Annotated in this window: 7 protein-coding genes; all 7 read left to right on the forward strand. The window is 49.1% G+C overall.

The features are described from left to right. Positions 1–83 precede the first annotated feature (83 nt). The 7 genes from ACOMHB_RS21285 (at position 84) to ACOMHB_RS21315 (ending at position 22,283) form a co-directional block, all read left to right on the forward strand. Positions 84–3,167 (forward strand): hypothetical protein, encoded by a 3,084-nt coding sequence (locus ACOMHB_RS21285; RefSeq protein WP_448218107.1) that lies wholly within the window; start codon positions 84–86, stop codon positions 3,165–3,167. 115 nt (positions 3,168–3,282) lie between these two features. Then, positions 3,283–6,315 carry a hypothetical protein gene (locus ACOMHB_RS21290; protein ID WP_448218108.1) on the forward strand — a complete coding sequence of 1,011 codons (3,033 nt, stop codon included), beginning with the start codon at positions 3,283–3,285 and terminating at the stop codon, positions 6,313–6,315. 91 nt (positions 6,316–6,406) lie between these two features. Next, positions 6,407–9,457, forward strand: a complete 3,051-nt coding sequence (locus ACOMHB_RS21295) for a hypothetical protein (protein WP_448218109.1) — start codon at positions 6,407–6,409, stop codon at positions 9,455–9,457. A 165-nt stretch (positions 9,458–9,622) separates the two neighbouring features. Further along, positions 9,623–12,646 carry a hypothetical protein gene (locus tag ACOMHB_RS21300; RefSeq protein WP_448218110.1) on the forward strand — a complete coding sequence of 1,008 codons (3,024 nt, stop codon included), beginning with the start codon at positions 9,623–9,625 and terminating at the stop codon, positions 12,644–12,646. A gap of 167 nt (positions 12,647–12,813) precedes the next feature. Continuing rightward, positions 12,814–15,837 (forward strand): hypothetical protein, encoded by a 3,024-nt coding sequence (locus tag ACOMHB_RS21305; protein ID WP_448218111.1) that lies wholly within the window; start codon positions 12,814–12,816, stop codon positions 15,835–15,837. Positions 15,838–15,998: 161 nt separating this feature from the next. After that, positions 15,999–19,076 carry a hypothetical protein gene (locus ACOMHB_RS21310; protein WP_448218112.1) on the forward strand — a complete coding sequence of 1,026 codons (3,078 nt, stop codon included), beginning with the start codon at positions 15,999–16,001 and terminating at the stop codon, positions 19,074–19,076. Positions 19,077–19,196: 120 nt separating this feature from the next. Then, on the forward strand, positions 19,197–22,283 hold the full coding sequence (locus ACOMHB_RS21315; RefSeq protein WP_448218113.1) for a hypothetical protein: 3,087 nt from the start codon (positions 19,197–19,199) through the stop codon (positions 22,281–22,283). Positions 22,284–22,313: the final 30 nt, after the last annotated feature.

Here is a 22,313-nt window from a genome sequence, read left to right on the forward strand (position 1 = left end):
ACTTTTCACCGGCCAGTTACTCCAAGAACGAAAGAATCCCCAAACGAAAGCAGGTAAATAATAAATTTTAAAGGAGTACTACCATGGATGTTGCCCATACCGCTGCGAGTCAGTGTCCACCATCTCAACCCGAATCAAACTTTGACACCCGGTCGGTAACAACCTCTGGCCAATGGACAATCTGCGAAGCGACTGGCAAACGGCTACCGCATCATCCCAGGGAGTGTGAACGACAAAAGCTACTGCGGGCTGCTGAGAGTGGGTGCCTGGCATTTCGGAGCATTACATTGACGAATGAAATAGATTACTTTTCAGGCAAGGGAGCACCAAGACCCTTCACCCTCGCCCTGCCGGGGCGGATGATGCCTACCAGACGTATGTCGAAAGGCCATAGTAACTGGATGGTGGGCATTGTTGATCCAAAATGCCTGTACGTCTATAAACGTGATGCACGGACTGTAAGGCTGACGAGGGAGCATGGTTTTAGTCCGGATACACTGCAAGTAAAACTACTGCCTGATCTGCAATCTCTGCTCAATAGACGTCTTGAGCGTGGCGATCAAATCATCTGGAGAGTTTATCCTCGTTTCACCTCGGGGCATCTGCAAGCGGATGGGACGTTCAGTTTGCCAAAATTGAAACCCCGCGAGAAGTTTTTCTCAATTGATTACCCAGAACTGGTGCTCGCCAAATACGCTAAAGAAGACATCAAATGCTTGTGTGTTTACAAGGATGCGGAGATGAATATATCCGATATCCTGCTGGAAAAGCGTGAGTGTGAAAAGGAATTGCAGCTTAAATCCTTGCCACTGGTCGTTTATTGCCACCAAACAGGTTCTGTTGAGGTCTATTTTGACGATGAGCTGGACAGTAAACACCTGGCCAGAAATGAGCATTCTCTGAATGATTTTGCGTTTTTAAGGGGCGTAGCCTCAGAAAATTTCAGAGCCGTGTTAAATCTGCTGCCAATGTCTTTGCGGGCGGAGGCACTGAGTTCAGAATTAAACATCCCACCGGATCTTGTCCACAATCTGCAAGAAGCCATCAAGCTGCTGAGTAATCCCTGTTGTTACAGTTACGAGCGGCTTCTGGAATTAAAACGTAATGGCTTGCCGGTTGAGCAGCCTTTTTTTTACATTGCGGGTATTAGATCTTTGCTTGATTTTCTCATGCATAGCGAAGTATATAGACACAATGATGTTCAGGAACAGCAAATCAGGAAGCAGCAGGAGGAAGAAGCTTACCGATGTTTTCAGCTGCTCTTGCAGAGCGGGACAAGGCTGACTGAATTTGGTCTGGAACTCATCAGCGATATGGCATCCAGGAATGAATCTGCAATGCCAGTGGGCATATTCAATTGTCTGGTGGCTGCTTATGCTCCATTTGACTTCCTGAACCTGCAACATCTCTGTCGGTTACCTTTAATCAGTTGCTCGGGGAGCATCGTTGAATTTGACCGAATCTGTCGGGGCAACAGTCAACTGCAAAATCAGGCCTGTTTGAACAGGGCATCACTTTATGTGACAACCAGGCTGGCTCCAACCCTCGAAGATATTCAGTCCCACTTATTGGCCTTGTTTCATTATAAGGCTATCCCGGACCAAGACTTTCTGAATGATCTTAAAGACGATCTGGAGTGGCTTTACCCTAAAGGCAAGAAGGTTATTGGTGATTTTTCCCTGGCTGATTACATCGAATGGATTGAAAATCTGTGGGAGCAACGGGAAACCTATCCTCTCTACCGGAATTGGCTAAAGCATGTCCAGCAGGCTCAGGAGGACATCAGCAATCTGAAGCAGTCACTCGCTCTGGACGCTTCTCACGACCAGACAACAGCATTGGCAACCGAAAGAACCAAGGCATTACAGTTTGTGGTGGACGCCTTCGGCAAAGCGCCGGTCCTGCCTGAAAATGTCGGCGATAATGAGGCAACCATCGTGAAAGTATTGCAACATTATTACCGCCGTCCGGGACCGGAAAGAGTCATCAAGAGCCTTACACAGATCATGCCAGCAGTATGGAAACCAATGCACAGTTGCAGCCATGTCCTGAGAGCCAGGAATAATGGGCACTGGTATATGGAATTGCTGGAGAAATTTCAGCAGTGTTCCCTGAAACCGGATGAAAAAGAACTCCTGTCTCTGGCCATTATCTACCATGACGCGGCTGCCGAAGATGTTGACAAATCAATGGAAGAATCAGCGTCAGCTGATTACTTCAAACGGGACCTGACAGGGCACTACCCTGAACAGCTACTGAAGGATATGGCACTGGCGATGACCAGCAAGGAAAACGATGTCATGGGCGTCGATCAGCAAAACCTGTCTGAGTCCGTGCGCTGGTATCTGCGCATATTACGCTTTGCGGATCGAATGGACGTTATCCGTGGTTGCGGGGTTGGGACTGATTTCCCCGGATTAACGGTGGCTCGACCTTCGGGATTTGACGCCAGACGTCTTGACATACCATCGCAGCTGACCGAACAGTTTACTTCCGACACTGACAACAAAACTGAATTCCAACGGCATCTGGAAGCCGCCATGCACGGTGCGGCTGATCTGGCGCAGGTAACCGGACCACTGCGAGATCAGCGCAAAAAAAACTACTCCCACGTCTACGGTCTGATTGGCAATGGTTCAGAGATCTCTGAAAACTTTGAATGGACAACTGAGCCAGTGCAGAGAATGAACCGGTATATTGACGACAATGTTCGGCGCAAAATCGCTCAGGAGGCCGGCATTATTGTCTGTTCAGACGGCAAACACCGAACCTGCAAGGCGGATCAAAACAATGGGATCACTTATGGTATTCATAACAGCTGGTATGATCTCCAGCAGGTAGCGATTCCGGCCGGAATGACGCTGTTGGAAAAGATGCAGTATGAACATGACCCGTCGCTGCTGAGTCCGGCAACACAACAGGCAATAGAGCAAGAGGTGCAGCGGCTGAGGAGCGAAGGTATACGGATGAATACGGGCACCTTGACGCAGAAAACACTGCTTTCGAAGAAAGCCCGAAGAGTACTGAAACAGCGAGGTATTGCCGTGGTCAGCGAGAAGCGTCCCTACCTTAACAACGATGGCTTCCGGAAAGAATGGAAAATGCTGGTGCCAAAGAAGAAAGCGAAGCTTGATGCTCAGCAGGAAAAGACCGATAAAATCCTTTGATCTTTCTATGATAATGCCACTATGAACATGGAACTTTTCGCCAGCCAGTGACTCTAAATTACTGTAAGCCCCCATATGGAAGTAGGTAGGTAACTTGTTTTACAGGAGTATTACCATGGATGTTGCCCACGGAACGGGGACTTCTGCGAGCCCGTACCCTTCCCCTCAATCAAAGTTTGACACCCCGTCGGTAAAAGCCTCGGGCCAATGGGCATTGCGCAAATCGACCAGCAAGCTGCTACCCAATGATCGCCGGGAGTCTGCTCGACAAGAGCTACTTCACGCTGCTGAGAGTGGACGCCTGGCGTTTCGCCGAATTGAATTGACTGAAGAAAAAAATAACTTTTCAGGTAAGGGGGCACCAAGGCCCTTCACCCTCGCCCTGCCGGGGAAGATGGCGCCCACTGGGACCGTATCAGAAAGATGCGGTAGATGGATGGTAGGCATTGTTAATCCTCAATGCCTGCATATCTACAAACGTGATGCTAACACCCAGCATCTGGCGTGGGGCACTGGCCCAAATCAACTGGGTGTAAAGCAACTGCCTGATCTGCAATCATTGCACGATAGACTTCTTGAGCGTGCTGATAAGATTGTCTGGGGAGTTTATCCTCGTTTCACCTCGGGACATCTGCAAGCGGACGGAACGTTCAGTTTACCAAAATTGAAACTCGGCGATGGCACCTTCTCAGCTGATTACCCGGAACTGGTGCTCACCAAATATGGCAAAGAAGACATCAAATGCTTTTGTGTATACAACGATGCCCAGATAAATATTGCCGATATCCTGCTGGACAAGCATCAATGTGAAAAGGAATTTCAGCTTGACCCCCTGCCCCTGGTTGTTTATTGCCACCGCACTGGTTCTGTACAGGTCTATTTTGATGACGAGCTGAACAGTATAAACCTGAACACGAATGAGCATGCTCTGAATGATTTTGCGTTTTCACAGGGCTTAGCCCCAGACCATTTCAGAGATATGTTGAATCTGCTGCCAATGTTGCTGCGGGCAAAAGCACTGAGTTCGGAGTTAACCGTCTCATCGGATGTAAAGCATAAACTGCAACAGGCCATCAAATTAGTCAGTGATCCCTGTCATTACAGTTATGAAAAGCTTCTGGAATTAAAACAAAGTGGCTTGCCGATTCACCAGCGTTTTTTCCATGAAGGATTTGTTGATTCTTTGCTTGACCTGTTGCTGTTTTCCGAAATAGACAGAAACCGTGAGCCAGAGCATGAGCAAACCCGGAAACAGGAGGAAGAAGCTTGTCGCTTACTTCACCTGCTTCTGCAGAGCGGGGCAAAGCTGGGAACTGCTGCTTCCGAAATTGACAACATGAACAATAGCTCAGAACCGTTAATGCCAGTGGGCGTAATGAATTATCTGGTGGCTGCTTTTGCTCCATTTGATTTTCTGACCCTGGAACATCTCAGCAGAATACCTTTAACCGGTTGCCCGGGAATCGTCGTTGAATTTGACCGAATCTGTCAGGGTTACAGTCCAGGGCAACTAAAGCAGTGTATGAAAGAGGTATTATCTGATGTGTTTGTCGACTCTATATCGCTCGACATGATCAAGTCACGCTTGCTGGCCCTTTTTCATTATGACGTTTGCCCGGACGAAGAGATTCTGCTTGATCTTAAAGACATTCTGAAATGGTATTACCCGGACGACAGGAAAGTTATTGGTAACTTTTCCATGACTGATTATATCCAATGGATCAAAAACCTGTGGCTGCAACGGGAAACACATACTTTCTACCAGAATTGGCCAGAGCATGTCCGGCAGGCTCAGCGGGAGATCAGGGACCTCAGACAATCGCTCGGTCTGGACGATTCTGGCGCATCGGCAACAGCATTGGCAGCTCAGATACCAGCGGCATTAAAGTTTGTGGTGGACGCCTTCAGCACACCACCAGTCCTGCCAGATAATGTCGGCGATAATGAAAAAACCATCCTGAAGATATTGCAGCACTATTACCGCCGTCCTGGACCGGAACGGGTGATCCAGTGCCTGGTCAGACCAACAATGCCAGCAGTATGGAAGCCGCAGCACAGCTGCAGTCATGTCCTGCGGGCCAGGAATAATGGGCACTGGTATATGGAATTGCTGGAGAAATTTCAGCTGTGCTCCCTGAGCCCGGATGAAAAAGAACTCTTGTCTCTGGCGCTTATCTACCATGATGCGGCTGCCGAAGATGTCGACAAATCAGCGGAGGAATCAAAGTCAGCTGAGTATTTCAGGCGGGACCTGGCCGGACGCTATTCTGTGCAGTTGCTGGATGATATGGAACAGGTGATGACCAGCAAGGAAAACGATGTTAAGGGTAAAGACCAGCAGAACCTGCCTGACCCTTTGCGCTGGTATCTGCGCATATTACGCTTTGCGGATCGAATGGACGTCATTCGTGGTTGCGGGGTTGACACTGATTTTCCCGGATTAACGGCGACTCGACCTTTGGGGTTTGACGCCAGACGTCTTGACATACCTTCGCAGCTGACCAGTCAGTTTACCTCCGGGTCTGGTAACAAAACTGAATTCCAACGTCACCTGGAAGCTGCCATGCACGGTGCGGCTGATCTGGCGCGGGTAACCGGGCGACTTCGGGATCAGCGCAAAAAAAACTACACCGAAGTCTACGGTCTGAACGACAATGGCTCAAAGATCTCTGAAAACTTTGAATGGACAACTGAGCCAGTGCAGAGAATGAACCAGTTTATTGACGACAATGTCCGGCGCAAAATAGCTCAGCTGGCCGGTATTATTGTCTGTTCAGACCCCAGCCACCAGGCCTGCAAGGCGGATCAGAACAAAGGTGTCACTTATGGCATTCATAACAGCTGGTATGATCTTCGGCAGGTAGAGCTTCCGACTGGAATGACGCTGCTGGAAAAGATGCAGTACGAACATGACCCGTCGCTGCTGAGCCCGGCCACACAACAGGCAATAGAGCAAGAAGTGCAGCGGCTGAAAAGCGAAGGTATACGGATGAATACGGGCACCTTGACCCAGGAAACGCTGGATTCGGAGGAAGCCCGGGAAGTGCTGAGCAAGCGTGGTATTGCCGTGTTCAGCGAGCAGCGTCCCTACTTTACCAACGATGGCTTCCCGAAAGAACGGAAAATGCTGGTGCCAGAGAAGAAATAAGACCGGAACTTTTTCCCGGTTAATCACTCTAATGATGAACGTATCCACCCTCAGGGAATTGGAGAATAACAACAATTATTGGAGTGACATCATGAATACTTTAAGTGGTATAAATTGTTTTTCCTGCCTGCGCCCGCAGCCAAACCCTCACACACAGTCAGTAGCGGCATCTGGCCAATGGACAACCACCGAACCAACCAAACGTCTACCCCCGCCTTCCAGAGAAGATGAGCGACAAGCACTGCTGGAGGCTGCAAAGTCTGGTCGCCTGGCGGTTCGGCAAATTGAATTAGCTGAAGAAGCCAGTTACCTGGATAGCAATAGCACACCAAGAACCTTTACCCTTGCCCAACAGGGGATGCCCTGCTCGAGCCGGACAGCTGAGCAGAAATGGACGGTAGGCATCGTCGATCCAAACTGCCTGTACGTCTACAAAAAAAATGCCGCCAGCAAGTGGCTGGAATATGGCGCAGCTACGGATAAACCGGGCGAAAAACTACTGTCTGATCTGCAATCATTGGCTGAAAAATCTGATGAGATAAGGGAACAAACCTGGTGGAATGTTTATCCTCCTTTTACCTCAGGACATCTGGAGCCGGACGGGATGTTCAGTTTACCAAAACTGAATGAGTACAAATATGATGCCTCTATGCCTACTTCACAATATTTTCGTCACCCCGCGCGTTCAGAAATCGTAGTCACCCACTATGGAAAAGGAGACATCAAATGCTTTTTTGTTGTCGGTGATACCTTTAAAAATATTTCGGATATCCTGCAGGAAAAAAGGCAGTGTGAACAGGCACTGAAAATTGAACCACTGCCACTGGTTGTTTTTGACCACCACACCGGGTCTGCAGAGGTCTGTTTTGATGATGAACTTGACTTTGAACATCTGGCCCTGGTTGAGCATTCTCTGGATATTTTCAGGTCTTTCCGGAATATTGGCTTTAACACTCTCAAGGACATTATGAATTTGTTGCCAATGCGTACGCAAACAGAAGCACTGAGGTCAGGATTTACCATCCCGCCGGGTGATCAACATAAGTGGCAACAGGCCATCGAGCTGGTGAGTGATCCCTGTTCTTTCAGTTGCCAGAGACTTTCGGCTTTAAAAGAGAGCGGCTTACCCATTCACCGCTGTTTCTGTCATGAAGGAACGGTTACTTCTTTGCTTGATATGCTTCTGATTTCAGAGCTGAAAAGATTCAATAACGAGCCCCGGGAACAGAGCGTTCCGGCCCAGGAGGACGAAGCTCTGCAAGTACTTAAGCTGCTTTTGAAGAGCGGGGCAATACCGACTGCACGTGGCTTGTCCATTATCAAAACGATGGGATCAAATGGTCAACTTTTCCTGCCACCGGCCCAATTCGATTGTATGGCGGCTGCCTTTGCTCCATTCAGGTTCCTTACCTTGCAAAACCTTTGGAATATACCATTGACCAGTTGTTGGGGAGGCATCGTTGAATTTAACCGAATCTGCAAGAAATACGATCATCAGCAATTGCAAAGTCGCCTGAGAGAGGGGTTATCTCGTGAGCGACTTTTTCAGAAACCAACCCTTGATACCCTGGAGTCCCACTTACTGGCCCTGTTTCATTTCGGGGCTGTCCTGGACGATAAGGTTCTGGATGCGGTTAAACGCGATCTGGCGCATTGCAATGACAACATGAGGGTTATTGATAATTTATCCGTGGCTGGTTTCATCGAATGGGTTCAAGGTCTTTGGTGGGAACGCAACACCCACAGTCTTTACCGTAATTGGGAAACACATTTCACCGAGGCCCGTGAGCAACTTGCGAAACTGAAACAATCCCTGGATCTGCCGAACAATCGCCACGCATCGTTAAAACCGATGTTACAGTTTTTGGTGGATGCCTTTAGCAAACCGCCGGTCTTGCCGGATAATGTCGGCGATAATGAAGACACCATCCAGAAGGTGTTACAGCATTATTACCGTCGCCCGGGACCGGAGCGGGTGATTGCCAGCCTGGGCTACTTCTTCCCGGATACGTGGAAACATAACTCCTGCAGTCATGCGCTTCGGGCCAGGAATAATGGGCTCTGGTATATGGAATTGCTGGAGAAATATCAGGCATATTCTTTTACTCCACAAGAAAAAAGTCTTCTGCCGCTGGCCATTATTTATCAAGGGGCCGCTTGTGAAGATGTCGAAAGATCGGCGGAAAAAACAAAGTCAGCTGATTACTTCAAACGGGACCTGACCGGGCACTACCCTGAATCGCTGTTGAATGACATGGCACTGGCGATAGTCAACATGAAAAACAAGGCCGGTGATAAAGCTGAGCAGAACCTGTCTGAATCCGTAAGCTGTTATCTACACGTATTACGCTTTGCTGTTCTTATGGACAAAATTCGCTCTAAAGGGGTTAGCCCTAATTTTCCGGGATTGACGATGGCTCAACGTCGGATTCCTGATGCTTCAGACCTTGACCTGCCACCGCATTTGGCTACCGATTCTGCCAGCGAGCAAGACTTCAAAACTGAATTCCAACGGCATCTGGAAGCCGCTATGCACGGTGCGGCTGACCTGGTGCAGGTGCAAACCAAGCACCCATGGGAGCCGACTTTAGACAAGCGTGAAAATCCTTACATCCAAGTCTACGGCCTGGTTCCTGATGGCAAAAAAATCACTAAGCAATTTGATCTGACAGCGGAGCCCGTGCAGAGAATGAACCGGTTTATTGATGATAATGTTCGCCGCAAAATTGCCAAACAGGCCGGAATTATTACCTGTTCAGACCCCAGTCACCAAACCTGCAAGGCGGATCAGAACAAAGGAATCACTTATGGTATTCATAACAGCTGGTACGATCTCAGTCAGGTGAGGGTTCCGGCCGCAATGACGCTGCTGGAAAAGATGCAGTTCGAACATGACCCGTCGCTGCTGAGCCCGGCAACACTTCAGGCAATAGAGGAGGAGGTGCAGCGGCTGAAGAGCGAAGGTATTCGGATGAATACGGGCACCTTGACCCGGGAAACGCTGGATTCGGAGGAAGCCCAAAAAGTGCTGAAGGATCGGGGTATTGCCGTGATCAGCGAGAAGCGTCCCTACTTTAGCGACGATGGCTTTACGCAAGAACCGGAAATACTGGTGCCAAAGAAGATAGCAAAGCCTGATTGAGAGCATGTCGGCAGGTTGGCATGGACAATCCGTTGACCACACTATGAGTGAATACCGCTTCGGGCAATAAGATCCTGACGGAACTTTTTTACCAACCAGTCACTCTAATAATAAGTATCGGCCCTCAGGGAAGAGGGAAATAATAACGATTATTGGAGCATCATCATGAATATTTTCAGAGGCATAAAACTCCCCTCCTGGTTCTGTCATCAACCAAACCCTAACACCCAGTCGGTGACAGCCTCTGGCCAATGGACAACCACCGAGCCGACCAAACAGTTACCCGGGCCTTCCAGAGAAATTGAGCGTCAGGCACTGCGTCAGGCGGCGGAGAGTGGGCGTCTGGCGATCAGGCAAATTGAACCCGCCGAAGTAGCCAGTTACTTTAATGACAATGGCACACCAAGATCCTATACCCTTGCCTTGCAGGGGATGCCCCACGGGGACCTGAGAGGTCGATGGATGGTAGGCATCGTCGACCCGGATTGCCTGTATGTCTACAAACAAAATCCAGACACCTGGCCGCTGAAACAAGGCGCAGAGGCGGATAAACTGAACGTAAAACTTCTGTCTGATCTGCAATCATTGGCTGAAAAAGATAAAGAGATACAAGAACAAGCAGGTTGGGAGGTATATAAACGCTTTACCTCGGGACATCTGGGGGCGGACGGAAGGTTCAGTTTACCAAAACTGAAGCCCGGCAAATACGATAGCCACAAACCTGGTACATTATGTCGCGGTGACTCCGTACCCCCTCCGCAACTGCTGGTCACCAACGATGGAAAAGCAGACATCAAATGCTTTTTTGTTGTGAGTGATGTCCCTGGAAATATTTCGGATATTCTGCAGAAAAAGCGTGAGTGTGAACGGGCATTGAGCCTGCCGCCCCTGCCACTGGTTGTTTTTTGCTGCAAAACCGGGTCTGCAGAGGTCTGTTATGATGATGAACTTGACTCTGAACATCTGGCCCTGATTGAGCGCTCTCTGGATTGTTTTGATCCTTCCAGGAAATCTTTATCCAAAATCATGGACAGAATGAAATTATTGCCAATGCATTTGCAAGCAGAGGCACTGAGGTCAGGATTTTCCATCCCGCCGGATGATCAACATAAATGGCAACAGGCCATCGAGCTGGTAAGTAATCCCTGTCCACACAGTGCCCGGAAACTTCTGGCGTTAAAAGAGAGAGGCTTGCCCATTCACCGCTGTTTTTTTCATGATGGAAAAATGACTTCTTTGCTTGATCTTTTCCTGACCTCTGTAGTAGTCAAATACAATGTGCATGACCGGGCATCGGAATTCCGGGTTGATGAAGTTGCCCCATTACTTCGGCTGCTTTTGAAGAGCGGGGCCATAATGACTGCATGGGGCTGGCACCTTTTCAAACAGATGGGAGATTGTGATCAACTTTATATGCCACCGGACATGTTCAATTATATGGTGGCTGCCTTTGGTCCATTCAAGTTCCTTACCTTGCGAAACCTTTGGAATATACCATTGACCAGTTGTCCCGGAGGCATTGTCGAATTTGACCGAGTCTGCCAGAAGCTCAATGATCAGCAACGGCAGAACTGCCTGAAAGAGGGATTATCTTTTCTCCGGCTTTATCAGAAGAAAACAACCCTGGATACCCTGGAGCCCTTCCTGATAGCCTTGTTTCATTTCGGCGCTGTCCCGGACGAAGACGTTTTGGATTCTATTGGAAGCGATCTGAAGCTGTATGGCGGTGAAACGCTTATTGGTAATTTATCCGTGGCTGGTTACATCGAATGGATTAAAACACTCTGGAATGAACGGAATACTCACCCCCTCTTCCGGAACTGGCCAGCACATGTCAAGGAGGCCAATCAGCAACTCGAGGAACTGAAACAATCCCTCGATCTGCCGGTCGATCGCTTCGCATCGGTGAAACCGGCGTTACAGTTTATGGTGGATGCATTCAGCAAACCGCCAGTCTTGCCAGATAATGTTGGCGATAATGAAGACACAATCCTCAAGGTTTTACGGCATTATTACCGTCGCCCCGGACCGGAGCGGGTGTTGGCCAATCTGGACGAACTCTTTCAAAAAACGTGGAAAGAGGAACACCCTTGCAGTCATGCTCTGCGGGTCAGGAATAATGGGCTCTGGTACATGGAATTGCTGGAAAGATGTCAGGTTCACTCTTTTAATCCAGTCGAAAAAAGTCTCCTGCCACTGGCCATTATTTATCAGGGTGCCGCAGCTGAAGATGTCGACAAATCGGAAGAAAAAACCAGGTCAGCTGGTTACTTCAAACAGGACCTGGCCGGGCATTTCCCTGAAAAGCTACTGGATGAGGTCGCCCTGGCGATAGTCAATATGGAAAACGATATCGGTGGTACAGCGGATCAGAACCTGACTGAAACCGTGCGCTGGTATCTGCGCATATTACGCTTTGCCGTTCATATGGACTTTATTCGCTATATCGTTGAGCCTGAATTTCCCGGGTTGGCGACTCAGCCTCAGTTTTTCAACCCTTCCGACCTTGACCTGCCGCACCCGTGGGCCAGGGATTTTACCAGCAAGCCTGACCACAAAACTGAATTCCAACGGCATCTGGAAGCCGCCATGCACGGTGCGGCTGACCTGGTGCAGTTAACAACCACATACCCTGGGGACAGGCGCAAAAATCCCTACACCGAAGTCTACGGACTGGTGCCTGATGGCAAAAAAATCACCCTGCAATTTGACCGGACATCGGAGCCCGTGCAAGGAATGGAGCGGTTTATTGATGATAATGTTCGCCGCAAAATTGCCAGAAAGGCCGGAATTATTACCTGTTCAGACCCCAGTCACCAAACCTGCAAGGCGGATCAGAACAAAGGAATCACTTATGGTATTCATAACAGCTGGTACGATCTGAGGCAGGTGAGGGTTCCGACCGCAATGACGCTGCTGGAAAAGATGCAGTTCGAACATGACCCGTCACTGCTGAGCCCGGCAACACTTCAGGCAATAGAGGAAGAGGTGCAGCGGCTGAAGAGCGAGGGTATTCGGATGAATACGGGCACCTTGACCCAGGAAACGCTGGATTCGGAGAAGGCCCAGGAAGTGCTGGAGGATCGGGGTATTGCCGTGGTCAGCGAGCAGCGTCGCTACTTTGGCGCAGATGGCTTCCCGAAAGAACGAAAAATGCTGGTGCCAAAGAAGATAGTAAAGCCTGATTGAGAGCATGCCGACAGGATGGCATGGACAATCCTTTGACCTCGCTATGGGTGAATACCGCTTCGGGCAATAAGATCCTGACGGAACTTTTTTACCAATCAGTCACTCTAATAATAAGAGTATCGGCTCTCAGGGAAGAGGGAAATAATAACGATTATTGGAGCATCATCATGAATATTTTCAGAGGCATACAACTCTCATCCTGGCTCTATCAAACACCAAACCCTAACACCCAGTCGGTATCAGCCTCTGGCCAATGGACAACCACCGAGCCGACCAAACAGCTACCGGGGCCTTCCAGAGAAATTGAGCGTCAGGCACTGCGCCAGGCGGCGGAGAGTGGGCGTCTGGCGATTCGGAAAATTAAACCAGCCGAAGTAGCCAGTTACCTTAATGGCAATGGCACAGCAAGATTCTATAGCCTTGTTTTGCAGGGGTTGCAATACGGGAACCTGACAGGTCGATGGACGGTAGGCATCGTCGACCCGGATTGCCTGTATGTCTACAAACAAAATCCAGGTACCTGGCCGCTGAAACAAGGCGCAGAGGCGGATAAACTGAAGGTAAAACTTCTGTCTGATCTGCCATCATTGGCTGAAAAAGATAAAGAGATACAAGAACGAGCCGGGTGGGAGGTCTATGAACGTTTTACCTCAGGACATCTGGGGACGGACGGAAGGTTCAGTTTACCAAAACTGAAACCCTTCAAATACAATAGCCACAAATCTGCTACAGCATGTTTCGGAGGCTCCGTACCCTCTGCGCAACTCGTGGTCACCAACGGTGGAAAAGCAGACATCAAATGCTTTTTTGTTGTGAGTGATGTCTCTAATAATATTTCGGATATTCTTCAGAAAAAGCGTGAGTGTGAACAGGCATTGAGCCTGCCCCCCCTGCCACTGGTTGCTTTTTGCTGCGACACCGGGTCTGCAGAGGTCTGTTATGATGATGAACTTGACTCTGAACATCTGGCCCTGATTGAGCGTTCTCTGGATTGTTTTGATCCTTCCGGCGAATCTTTAGCCAAAATCATGAAGGTAATGAATTTATTGCCAATGCATTTGCAAGCAGAGGCACTAAGGTCAGGATTTTCCATCCCGCCTGATGATCAACATAAATGGCAACAGGCCATCGAGCTGGTGAGTAATCCCTGCCCTCACAGTGCCCAGAAACTTCTGGCGTTAAAAGAGAGAGGCTTGCCCATTCACCGCTGTTTTTTTCATGATGAAAAAATGACTTCTTTGCTTGATCTTTTCCTGACCTCTGTAGTAGTCAAATACAATGTGCATGACCGGGCATCGGAATTCCGGGTTGATGAAGTTGCCCCATTACTCAGGCTGCTTTTGAAGAGCGGGGCCATAATGACTGCATGGGGCTGGCACCTTTTCAAACAGATGGGAGATTGTGATCAACTTTATGTGCCACCGGACATGTTCAATTATATGGTGGCTGCCTTTGGTCCATTCAAGTTCCTTACCTTGCGAAACCTTTGGAATATACCATTGACCAGTTGTCCCGGAGGCATTGTCGAATTTGACCGAATCTGCCAGAAGTTCAATGATCAGCAACGGCAGAACTGCCTGAAAGAGGGATTATCTTTTCTCCGGCTTTATCAGAAGAAAACAACCCTGGATACCCTGGAGCCCTTCCTGATAGCCTTGTTTCATTTCGGCGCTGTCCTGGACGAAGACGTTTTGGATTCTATTGGAAGCGATCTGAAGCTGTATGGCGGTGAAACGCTTATTTGTAATTTATCCGTGGCTGGTTACATCGAATGGATTAAAACACTCTGGAATGAACGGAATACTCATCCCCTCTTCCGGAATTGGCCAGCACATGTCGAGAAGGCCAATCAGCAACTCAAGGAACTGAAAGAATCCCTCGATCTGTCGGTCGATCGCTTCGCATCGGTGAAACCGGCGTTACAGTTTATGGTGGATGCATTCAGCAAACCGCCGGTCTTGCCAGATAATGTCGGCGATAATGAAGACACCATCCTGAAGGTGTTACAGCATTATTACCGTCGTCCGGGACCGGAGCGGGTGATGGCCAGCCTGGACAAATTCCTTCCAAAAATGTGGAAAACGAATCACTCTTGCAATCATGCCCTGCGAGCCAGGAATAATGGGCTCTGGTATATGGAATTGCTGGAGCGATGTCAGGTTCACTCTTTTAATCCAGTCGAAAAAAGTCTCTTGCCACTGGCCATTATTTATCAGAATGCCGCAGCTGAAGATGTCGACAAATCGGCGGTAAAAACCAGGTCAGCTGTTTACTTCAAACGGGACCTGACCGGGCACTTCCCTGAAAAGCTGCTGGATGAGGTCGCCCTGGCGATGGTCAATATGAAAAACGATATCGATGGTACAGCGGATCAGAAGCTGTCTGAAACCGTGCGCTGGTATCTGCGTATATTACGCTTTGCTGTTTGTATGGAATTTACTCGCAATATCGTTGAGCCTGAATTTCCCGGGTTGGCGACTCAGCCTCTGTTTTTCAACGCTTCCTATCTTGACTTGCCAGACCAGTGGGCCAGGAATTTTACCATCGAGCCTGACCTCAAAACTGAATTCCAACGGCACCTGGAAGCCGCCATGCACGGTGCGGCTGACCTGGTGCAGATAACAACCACGGACCCTGTGGACCAGCGCAAAAATCCCTACACCGAAGTCTACGGTCTGATGCCTGATGGCAAAAAAATCACCCTGCAATTTGACCGGACAGCGGAGCCCGTGCAAGGAATGGAGCGGTTTATTGATGATAATGTTCGCCGCAAAATTGCCAAACAGGCCGGAATTATTACCTGTTCAGACCCCAGTCACCAAACCTGCAAGGCGGATCAGAACAAAGGAATCACTTATGGCATTCATAACAGCTGGTACGATCTGAGGCAGGTGAGGGTTCCGGCCGCAATGACGCTGCTGGAAAAGATGCAGTTCGAACATGACCCGTCACTGCTGAGCCCGGCAACACTTCAGGCAATAGAGGAAGAGGTGCAGCGGCTGAAGAGCGAGGGTATTCGGATGAATACGGGCACCTTGACCCAGGAAACGCTGGATTCGGAGAAGGCCCAGGAAGTGCTGGAGGATCGGGGTATTGCCGTGATCAGCGAGCAGCGTCGCTACTTTGGCGCAGATGGCTTCCCGAAAGAACGAAAAATGCTGGTGCCAAAGAAGATAGTAAAGCCTGATTGAGAGCATGCCGACAGGATGGCATGGACAATCCTTTGACCTCGCTAAGGGTGAATACCGCTTCGGGCAATAAGATCCTGACGGAACTTTTTACCTGTCAGTCGCTCTAATATGACTATCGACCCTCAAGGAAGGGAAATAATAACGATTATTGGAGCATCATTATGAATACTTTCGGGAACATACAACACCCGGCACAGCCCTGTCATCAACCAAACCTGAACACCCAGTCGGTAACAGCCTCTGGCCAATGGATATCCACCGAGCCGACCAAACAGCTACCCGGGCCTTCCAGAGAAATTGAGCGTCAAGCACTGCGCCAGGCGGCGGAGACTGGGCGTCTGGCGATTCGACAAATTGAACCAGCCGAAGTAGCCAGTTGCTTTAATGACAATGGCACACCAACATCCTTTACCCTTACCTTGCAGGGGATGCAACACGCTAGCCTCAGAGGTCAATGGGTGGTAGGCATTGTCGACCCCGATTGCCTGTATGTCTACAAACAAGATCCAGTTGACTGGCCGCTGAAACAAGGCGCAGAGGCGGATAAACTGGACGTAAAATTACTGTCTGATCTGCCATCATTGGCTGAAAAAGTTAAAGAGATACAAGAACAAGCCGGGTGGGAGGTATATAAACGTTTTACCTCAGGACATCTGGGGGCGGACGGAAGGTTCAGCTTACCGAAACTGAAGCCCGGCAAATACGATAGCCACAGAGCTGGTTCATTGTATTCGTCAGGCTCCGTACCCTGTCCAGAACTCCTGGTCACCAACCATGGAAAAGCAGACATCAAATGCTTTTTTGTTGTGAGTGATGACCGTGGAAATATTTCGGATATTCTGCAGAAAAAGCGTGAGTGTGAACAGGCATTGGGCCTGCCCCCCCTGCCAATGGTTGTTTTTTGCTGCGACACCGGGTCTGCAGAGGTCTGTTATGATGATGAACTTGACTCTGAACATCTGGCCCTGATTGAGCATTCTCTGGATTGTTTTGATCCTTCCGGGAAATCTTTATCCAAAATCATGAACAGAATGAAATTATTGCCAATGCATTTGCAAGCAGAGGCACTGAGGTCAGGATTTTCCATCCCGCCGGATGATCAACATAAATGGCAACAGGCCATCGAGCTGGTGAGTAATCCCTGTCCTGACAGTGGCGAGAAGCTTCTGCAATTGAAAGAGAGTGGTTTGCCCATTCAGCGCTGCTTTTTTTATGAAGGAAAAATGACTTCTTTGCTTGATCTGCTCCTGTTTTCTGAAATAGAAAGATACAATGCCCATGACCGTGCAACGGAATTCCGGGTTGATGAAGTTGACCCATTACTTCGGCTGCTTTTGAAGAGCGGGGCCATACTGACTGCACGGGGCCGGGACCATATCAGACAGATGGGAGGCTGTGCTAAACCTTCTTTGCCACCGTACCTGTTCAATTATATGGTGGCTGCCTTTGGTCCATTTAAGTTTCTTACCTTGCAAAACCTTTGGAATATACTGCCGACCGGTTGTTCGGGAGGCATCGTTGAATTTGACCGAATTTGCAAGAACTACAATGATCTGCAACGGCAGATCTGCCTGATAGAGGTATTATCTCGTAAGCGGTTTTATCAGAATCTAACCCTCGATACCTTAGAGTCCCACCTACTGGCCTTGTTTCGTTACGGGGCTATCCCGGACAAAAAAGTTATAGATTCGTTTAAACGCTATCTGAAGACGTATCGCCATGACGATGCAAAGCTTATTGATAATTTATCCGTGTCTGATTTCATCGAATGGGTTGAAGAACTCTGGAAGAAACGGGAAATCTACGCTCTTTACCAGAATTGGCCAGCACATGTCGAGAAGGCCAATGAGCAACTCAAGGCACTGAAAGAATCCCTCGATCTGCCGGTCGATCGCTTCGCATCGATGACACCGGCGTTACAGTTTATGGTGCAAGCCTTTAGCGAACCGCCGGTCTTGCCAGATAATGTCGGCGATAATGAAGACACCATCCTGAAGGTGTTACAGCATTATTACCGTCGCCCGGGACCGGAGCGGGTAGTGGCCAGCCTAAACAAAATCTTTCAAAAACCATGGAAAAATAATCGCTCTTGCAATCATGCCCTGCGAGCCAGGAATAATGGGCTCTGGTATATGGAATTGCTGGAGCGATGTCAGGTTCACTCTTTTAATCCAGTCGAAAAAAGTCTCCTGCCACTGGCCATTATTTATCAGAATGCCGCAGCTGAAGATGTCGACAAATCGGAAGTAAAAACCAGGTCAGCTGTTTACTTCAAACGGGACCTGACCGGGCATTTCCCTGAACAGCTACTGGATGAGGTCGCCCTGGCGATGGTCAATATGAAAAACGATATTGATGGTATAGCGGATCAGAAGCTGACTGAAACCGTGTGCTGGTATTTGCGTATATTACGCTTTGCCGTTCGTATGGACTTTATTCGCCATATCGTTGAGCCTGAATTTCCCGGGTTGGCGACTCAGCCCCAGTTTTTCAACCCTTCCTATCTTGACTTGCCAGACCAGTGGGCCAGGAATTTTACCAGCGAGCCTGACCACAAGACCGAATTCCAACGGCATCTGGAAGCCGCCATGCTCGGTGCGGCAAACCTGGTGCAGGTAACAACCATGAACCCTGTGGACGCGCGCAAAAATCCCTACACCGAAGTCTACGGTCTGATGCCTGATGGCAAAAAAATCACCCTGCAATTTGACCAGACAGCAGAGCCCGTGCAAGGAATGGACCGATTTATTGATGATAATGTTCGCCGTAAAATTGCCAAAATGGCCGGAATTATTACCTGTTCAGACCCCAATCACAAAGCCTGCAAGTCTGATCAGAACAAAGGGATCACTTATGGCATTCATAACAGCTGGTATGATCTGAGGCAGGTGGCGATTCCGGCCGCAATGACGCTGCTGGAAAAGATGCAGTTCGAACATGACCCGTCACTGCTGAGCCCGGCAACACTTCAGGCAATAGAGGAAGAGGTGCAGCGGCTGAAGAGTGAAGGTATTCGGATGAATACGGGCACCTTGACCCAGGAAACGCTGGATTCGGAGGAAGCCCAAAAAGTGCTGGAGGATCGGGGTATCGCTGTGGTCAGCGAGAAACGTCACTACTTTGCCGCAGATGGATTCCCGAAAGAACGGGAAATGCTGGTGCCAAAGAAGATGGAGAAGCCTGATGCTCAGACTGCGCCAGCAGAGGATAGCCGACAAAATACTTTGATCTCGCTATGAAAATGCAGCTGCGGACTTTAGTGGCACCCTGATGGAACTTTTTGCCGGATAGTTACTCCAAAGACTCTTAGGTTTACCTTCAGGAAATGGTTAAGTAATAAGTCTTACAGGAGTATTGCCATGAATATTACCCATGGAACGGGAACCTCTCAGAGCCTGTGCCCTACAACAAATTTTGACACCCAATCGGTAACGGCTTCTGGCCAATGGACAGTCTGTGAATCGACCAGCAAGCTGCTACCCCCTCATCCCATGGAGTCCGAACGACAACAGCTACTTCGGGCAGCTGAGAGTGGACGCCTGGCGTTTCGGCGCATCAGATTGACTGAAGAAAACGATTACTTCTCGGGCAAGGGAGCACCAAGAGCCTTCACACTCGCCCTGCCGGGAGAGATGATGCCCTCTATGCCCCTGCCAGATGATTGCGGTGAATGGATGGTGGGCATTACTAACCCCCAATGCCTGTTCGTTTACAAGCGTGATGCCACCACCCGGTATCTGGAGTTGGGCGCAGATGCGGATAAACTGGATGTAAAACTACTCTCTGATCGGCAATCATTGTTCGACGGACTCATTGAGCATGCCAATAAGGTTACCTGGGGAGTTTATCCGCGTTTTACCTCGGGACATCTGCAAGCGGACGGAACCTTCAGTTTACCAAAATTGAAAACTGGCAATTATTCCCACCTGGAATGTTACCCTGAACTGGTGCTGACTAATTACCGCAAGAAAGACATCCAATGCTTTTGCGTTTACAACGATTCAAAAACAAATATTTCCGACATCCTGCGGGATAAGTATCTCTGTGAATTTTTATTGCAGATTGACCCCTTGCCTCTGGTTGTTTATTGCCATCGCACAGGTTCTGTACAGGTCTATTTTGCTGATGAGCTGGACAGTCTGTATCTGACCAGGAATGAGCGTTCTCTGGATGATTTTGCGTTTTCACAGGGCCTGGCTCCAGATCATTTCAGAGACATCCTGAATCTGCTGCCCATGTCTTTGCGAGCAAAGGCACTGAGTCCGGAGTCAACCGTCTCAGTTGATCCGGATGTCATACACAAACAGCAACAGGCCATCGAGCTGGTCAGTGATCCCTTTCTTTACAGTTATGAAGAGCTTCTGGAGTTAAAACAAAGTGGCCTGCCAATTCACCAGCGTTTTTTTCATAAAGGAAGAGTTCAATCTTTACTTGGCATGCTGCTGGACTCCGAAATACGCAGAAACGAGCGGCCAGAACACGATCAGATCCGGAAACAGGAGGACGAAGCCCGGCGCTTATGTCAGTTGCTTCTGCGCAGCGGTGCGAGGCTGGATGGGTATGTATATCTCATTGAGCGCATGGAGGGTATCTTTGGACCGGCAATCCCGGCTGGGATATTCAATTGTTTGGTAGCTGCCTCTGCTCCATTTGAGTTCCTGACTCTGGAACATCTCAAATGGTACCCTTTGACCGGCTGCCCGGGTAGCGTCGTTGAATTTGACCGTATCTGCCGTGGTCAGAATAAACTGCAACGGCAGGAATGCCTGACAAGGGTATTAAATTATGTGGTAACTCTGAAGAATAGAACCCTCAAACATATTCAGCTCAGCTTATTGGCCCTGTTTCATTACCAGGTTGCCGTGGACAAAAACGTTCTGGATAGTCTTGAATCCCATCTGGATATGTATCGCCAAGAAGATGAAAATATCATTGATGATTTTTCCGTGGCTGATTATGTCAAATGGGTTGAAAAACTATGGAAGAAACGGGAAACATATCCTTTCTACCAGAATTGGCCAAGGCATGTCCGGCAGGCTCAGCAGGACATCAAAGATCTGAGACAATCTCTCGGTCTGGACGATTCTCACAATCTGGCAACACCATTGGCAACCGAAACACCAGCGGCATTAAAGTTTGTGGTGGACGCCTTCAGCACAGCGCCAGTCCTGCCCGATAATGTCGGCGATAATGAAAAAACCATTCTGAAGGTATTGCAACATTATTACCGCCGTCCGGGACCGGAACGGGTGATCCAGAGACTTGGCATGCAAACCATACCAACCGTGTGGAAACCACTGCACAGCTGCAGTCATGTCCTGCGGGCCAGGAATAATGGGCACTGGTATATGGAATTGCTGGAGAAATTTCAGCAGTGTTCCCTGAAAGAACAAGAAAAAGAACTTCTGTCGCTGGCGATTATCTACCATGATGCGGCTGCCGAAGATGTCGACAAATCAGTTGAAGAAACAAGTTCAGCTGAATATTTCAAACGGGACCTGGCCGGACACTACCCTGAAAAGCTGCTGGCTGATATGGCAATAGCGATAGTCAGCAAAGAAAACGATGTTAAGGGTAAAGAGGAGCAGAACCTGCCTGACTCTGTGCGCTGGTATCTGCGCATATTACGCTTTGCAGATCGCATGGACGTTATCCGTGGTTGCGGGGTCGGGGCTGATTTTCCGGGATTAACAGTGACCCGAACTCTGGGTTTTGACGCTACACGTCTTGACTTACCATCGCAGCTGACCGGTGAGTTTAGCTCCTGGTCTTTCAACAAGAGTGAATTCCAACGCCATCTGGAAGCCGCCATGCACGGTGCGGCTGATCTGGCGCGGGTAACCGGATCACTTCTGGATCAGCGCAAAAAAAACTACACCCAAGCCTACGGTCTCAAAGACAATGGCGCAAAGATCTCTGAAAACTTTGAATGGACAATTGAGCCAGTGCGAAGAATGGACCAGTTAATTGACGACAATGTTCGACGAAAAATAGCTCAGGAGGCCGGAATTATTGTCTGTTCAGACCGGAACCACAAAGCCTGCAGGGCTGATCAGAACAAAGGGATCACTTATGGTATTCATAACAGCGGGTATGATCTGGGGCAGGTGACGATTCCGGCCGGAATGACGCTGCTGGAAAAGATGCAGTACGAACATGATCCGTCGCTGCTGAGCCCGGCAACACTTCAGGCAATAGAGCAAGAGGTGCAGCGGCTTAAGAGCGAAGGTATTCGGATGAATCTCGGCACCTTGACGCAAAAAACGCTGACTTCGGAGCAAGCCCAAAAGGTGCTGAAACAACGGGGTATTGCCGTGGTCAGCGAGAAGCGTCGCTACTTCACCAATGATGAACTCCCGAGAGAACGGGAAATGCTGGTGCCAAAGAAAATAGCGAAGCCTGATGCCCAGAGCGCGTCGGCAGAGTGGGCCTGTAAAATCCTTTGATCTGGCTATGAAAATGCAGCTGCGGACTTT

This window comes from Endozoicomonas sp. 2B-B, from assembly GCF_053470045.1.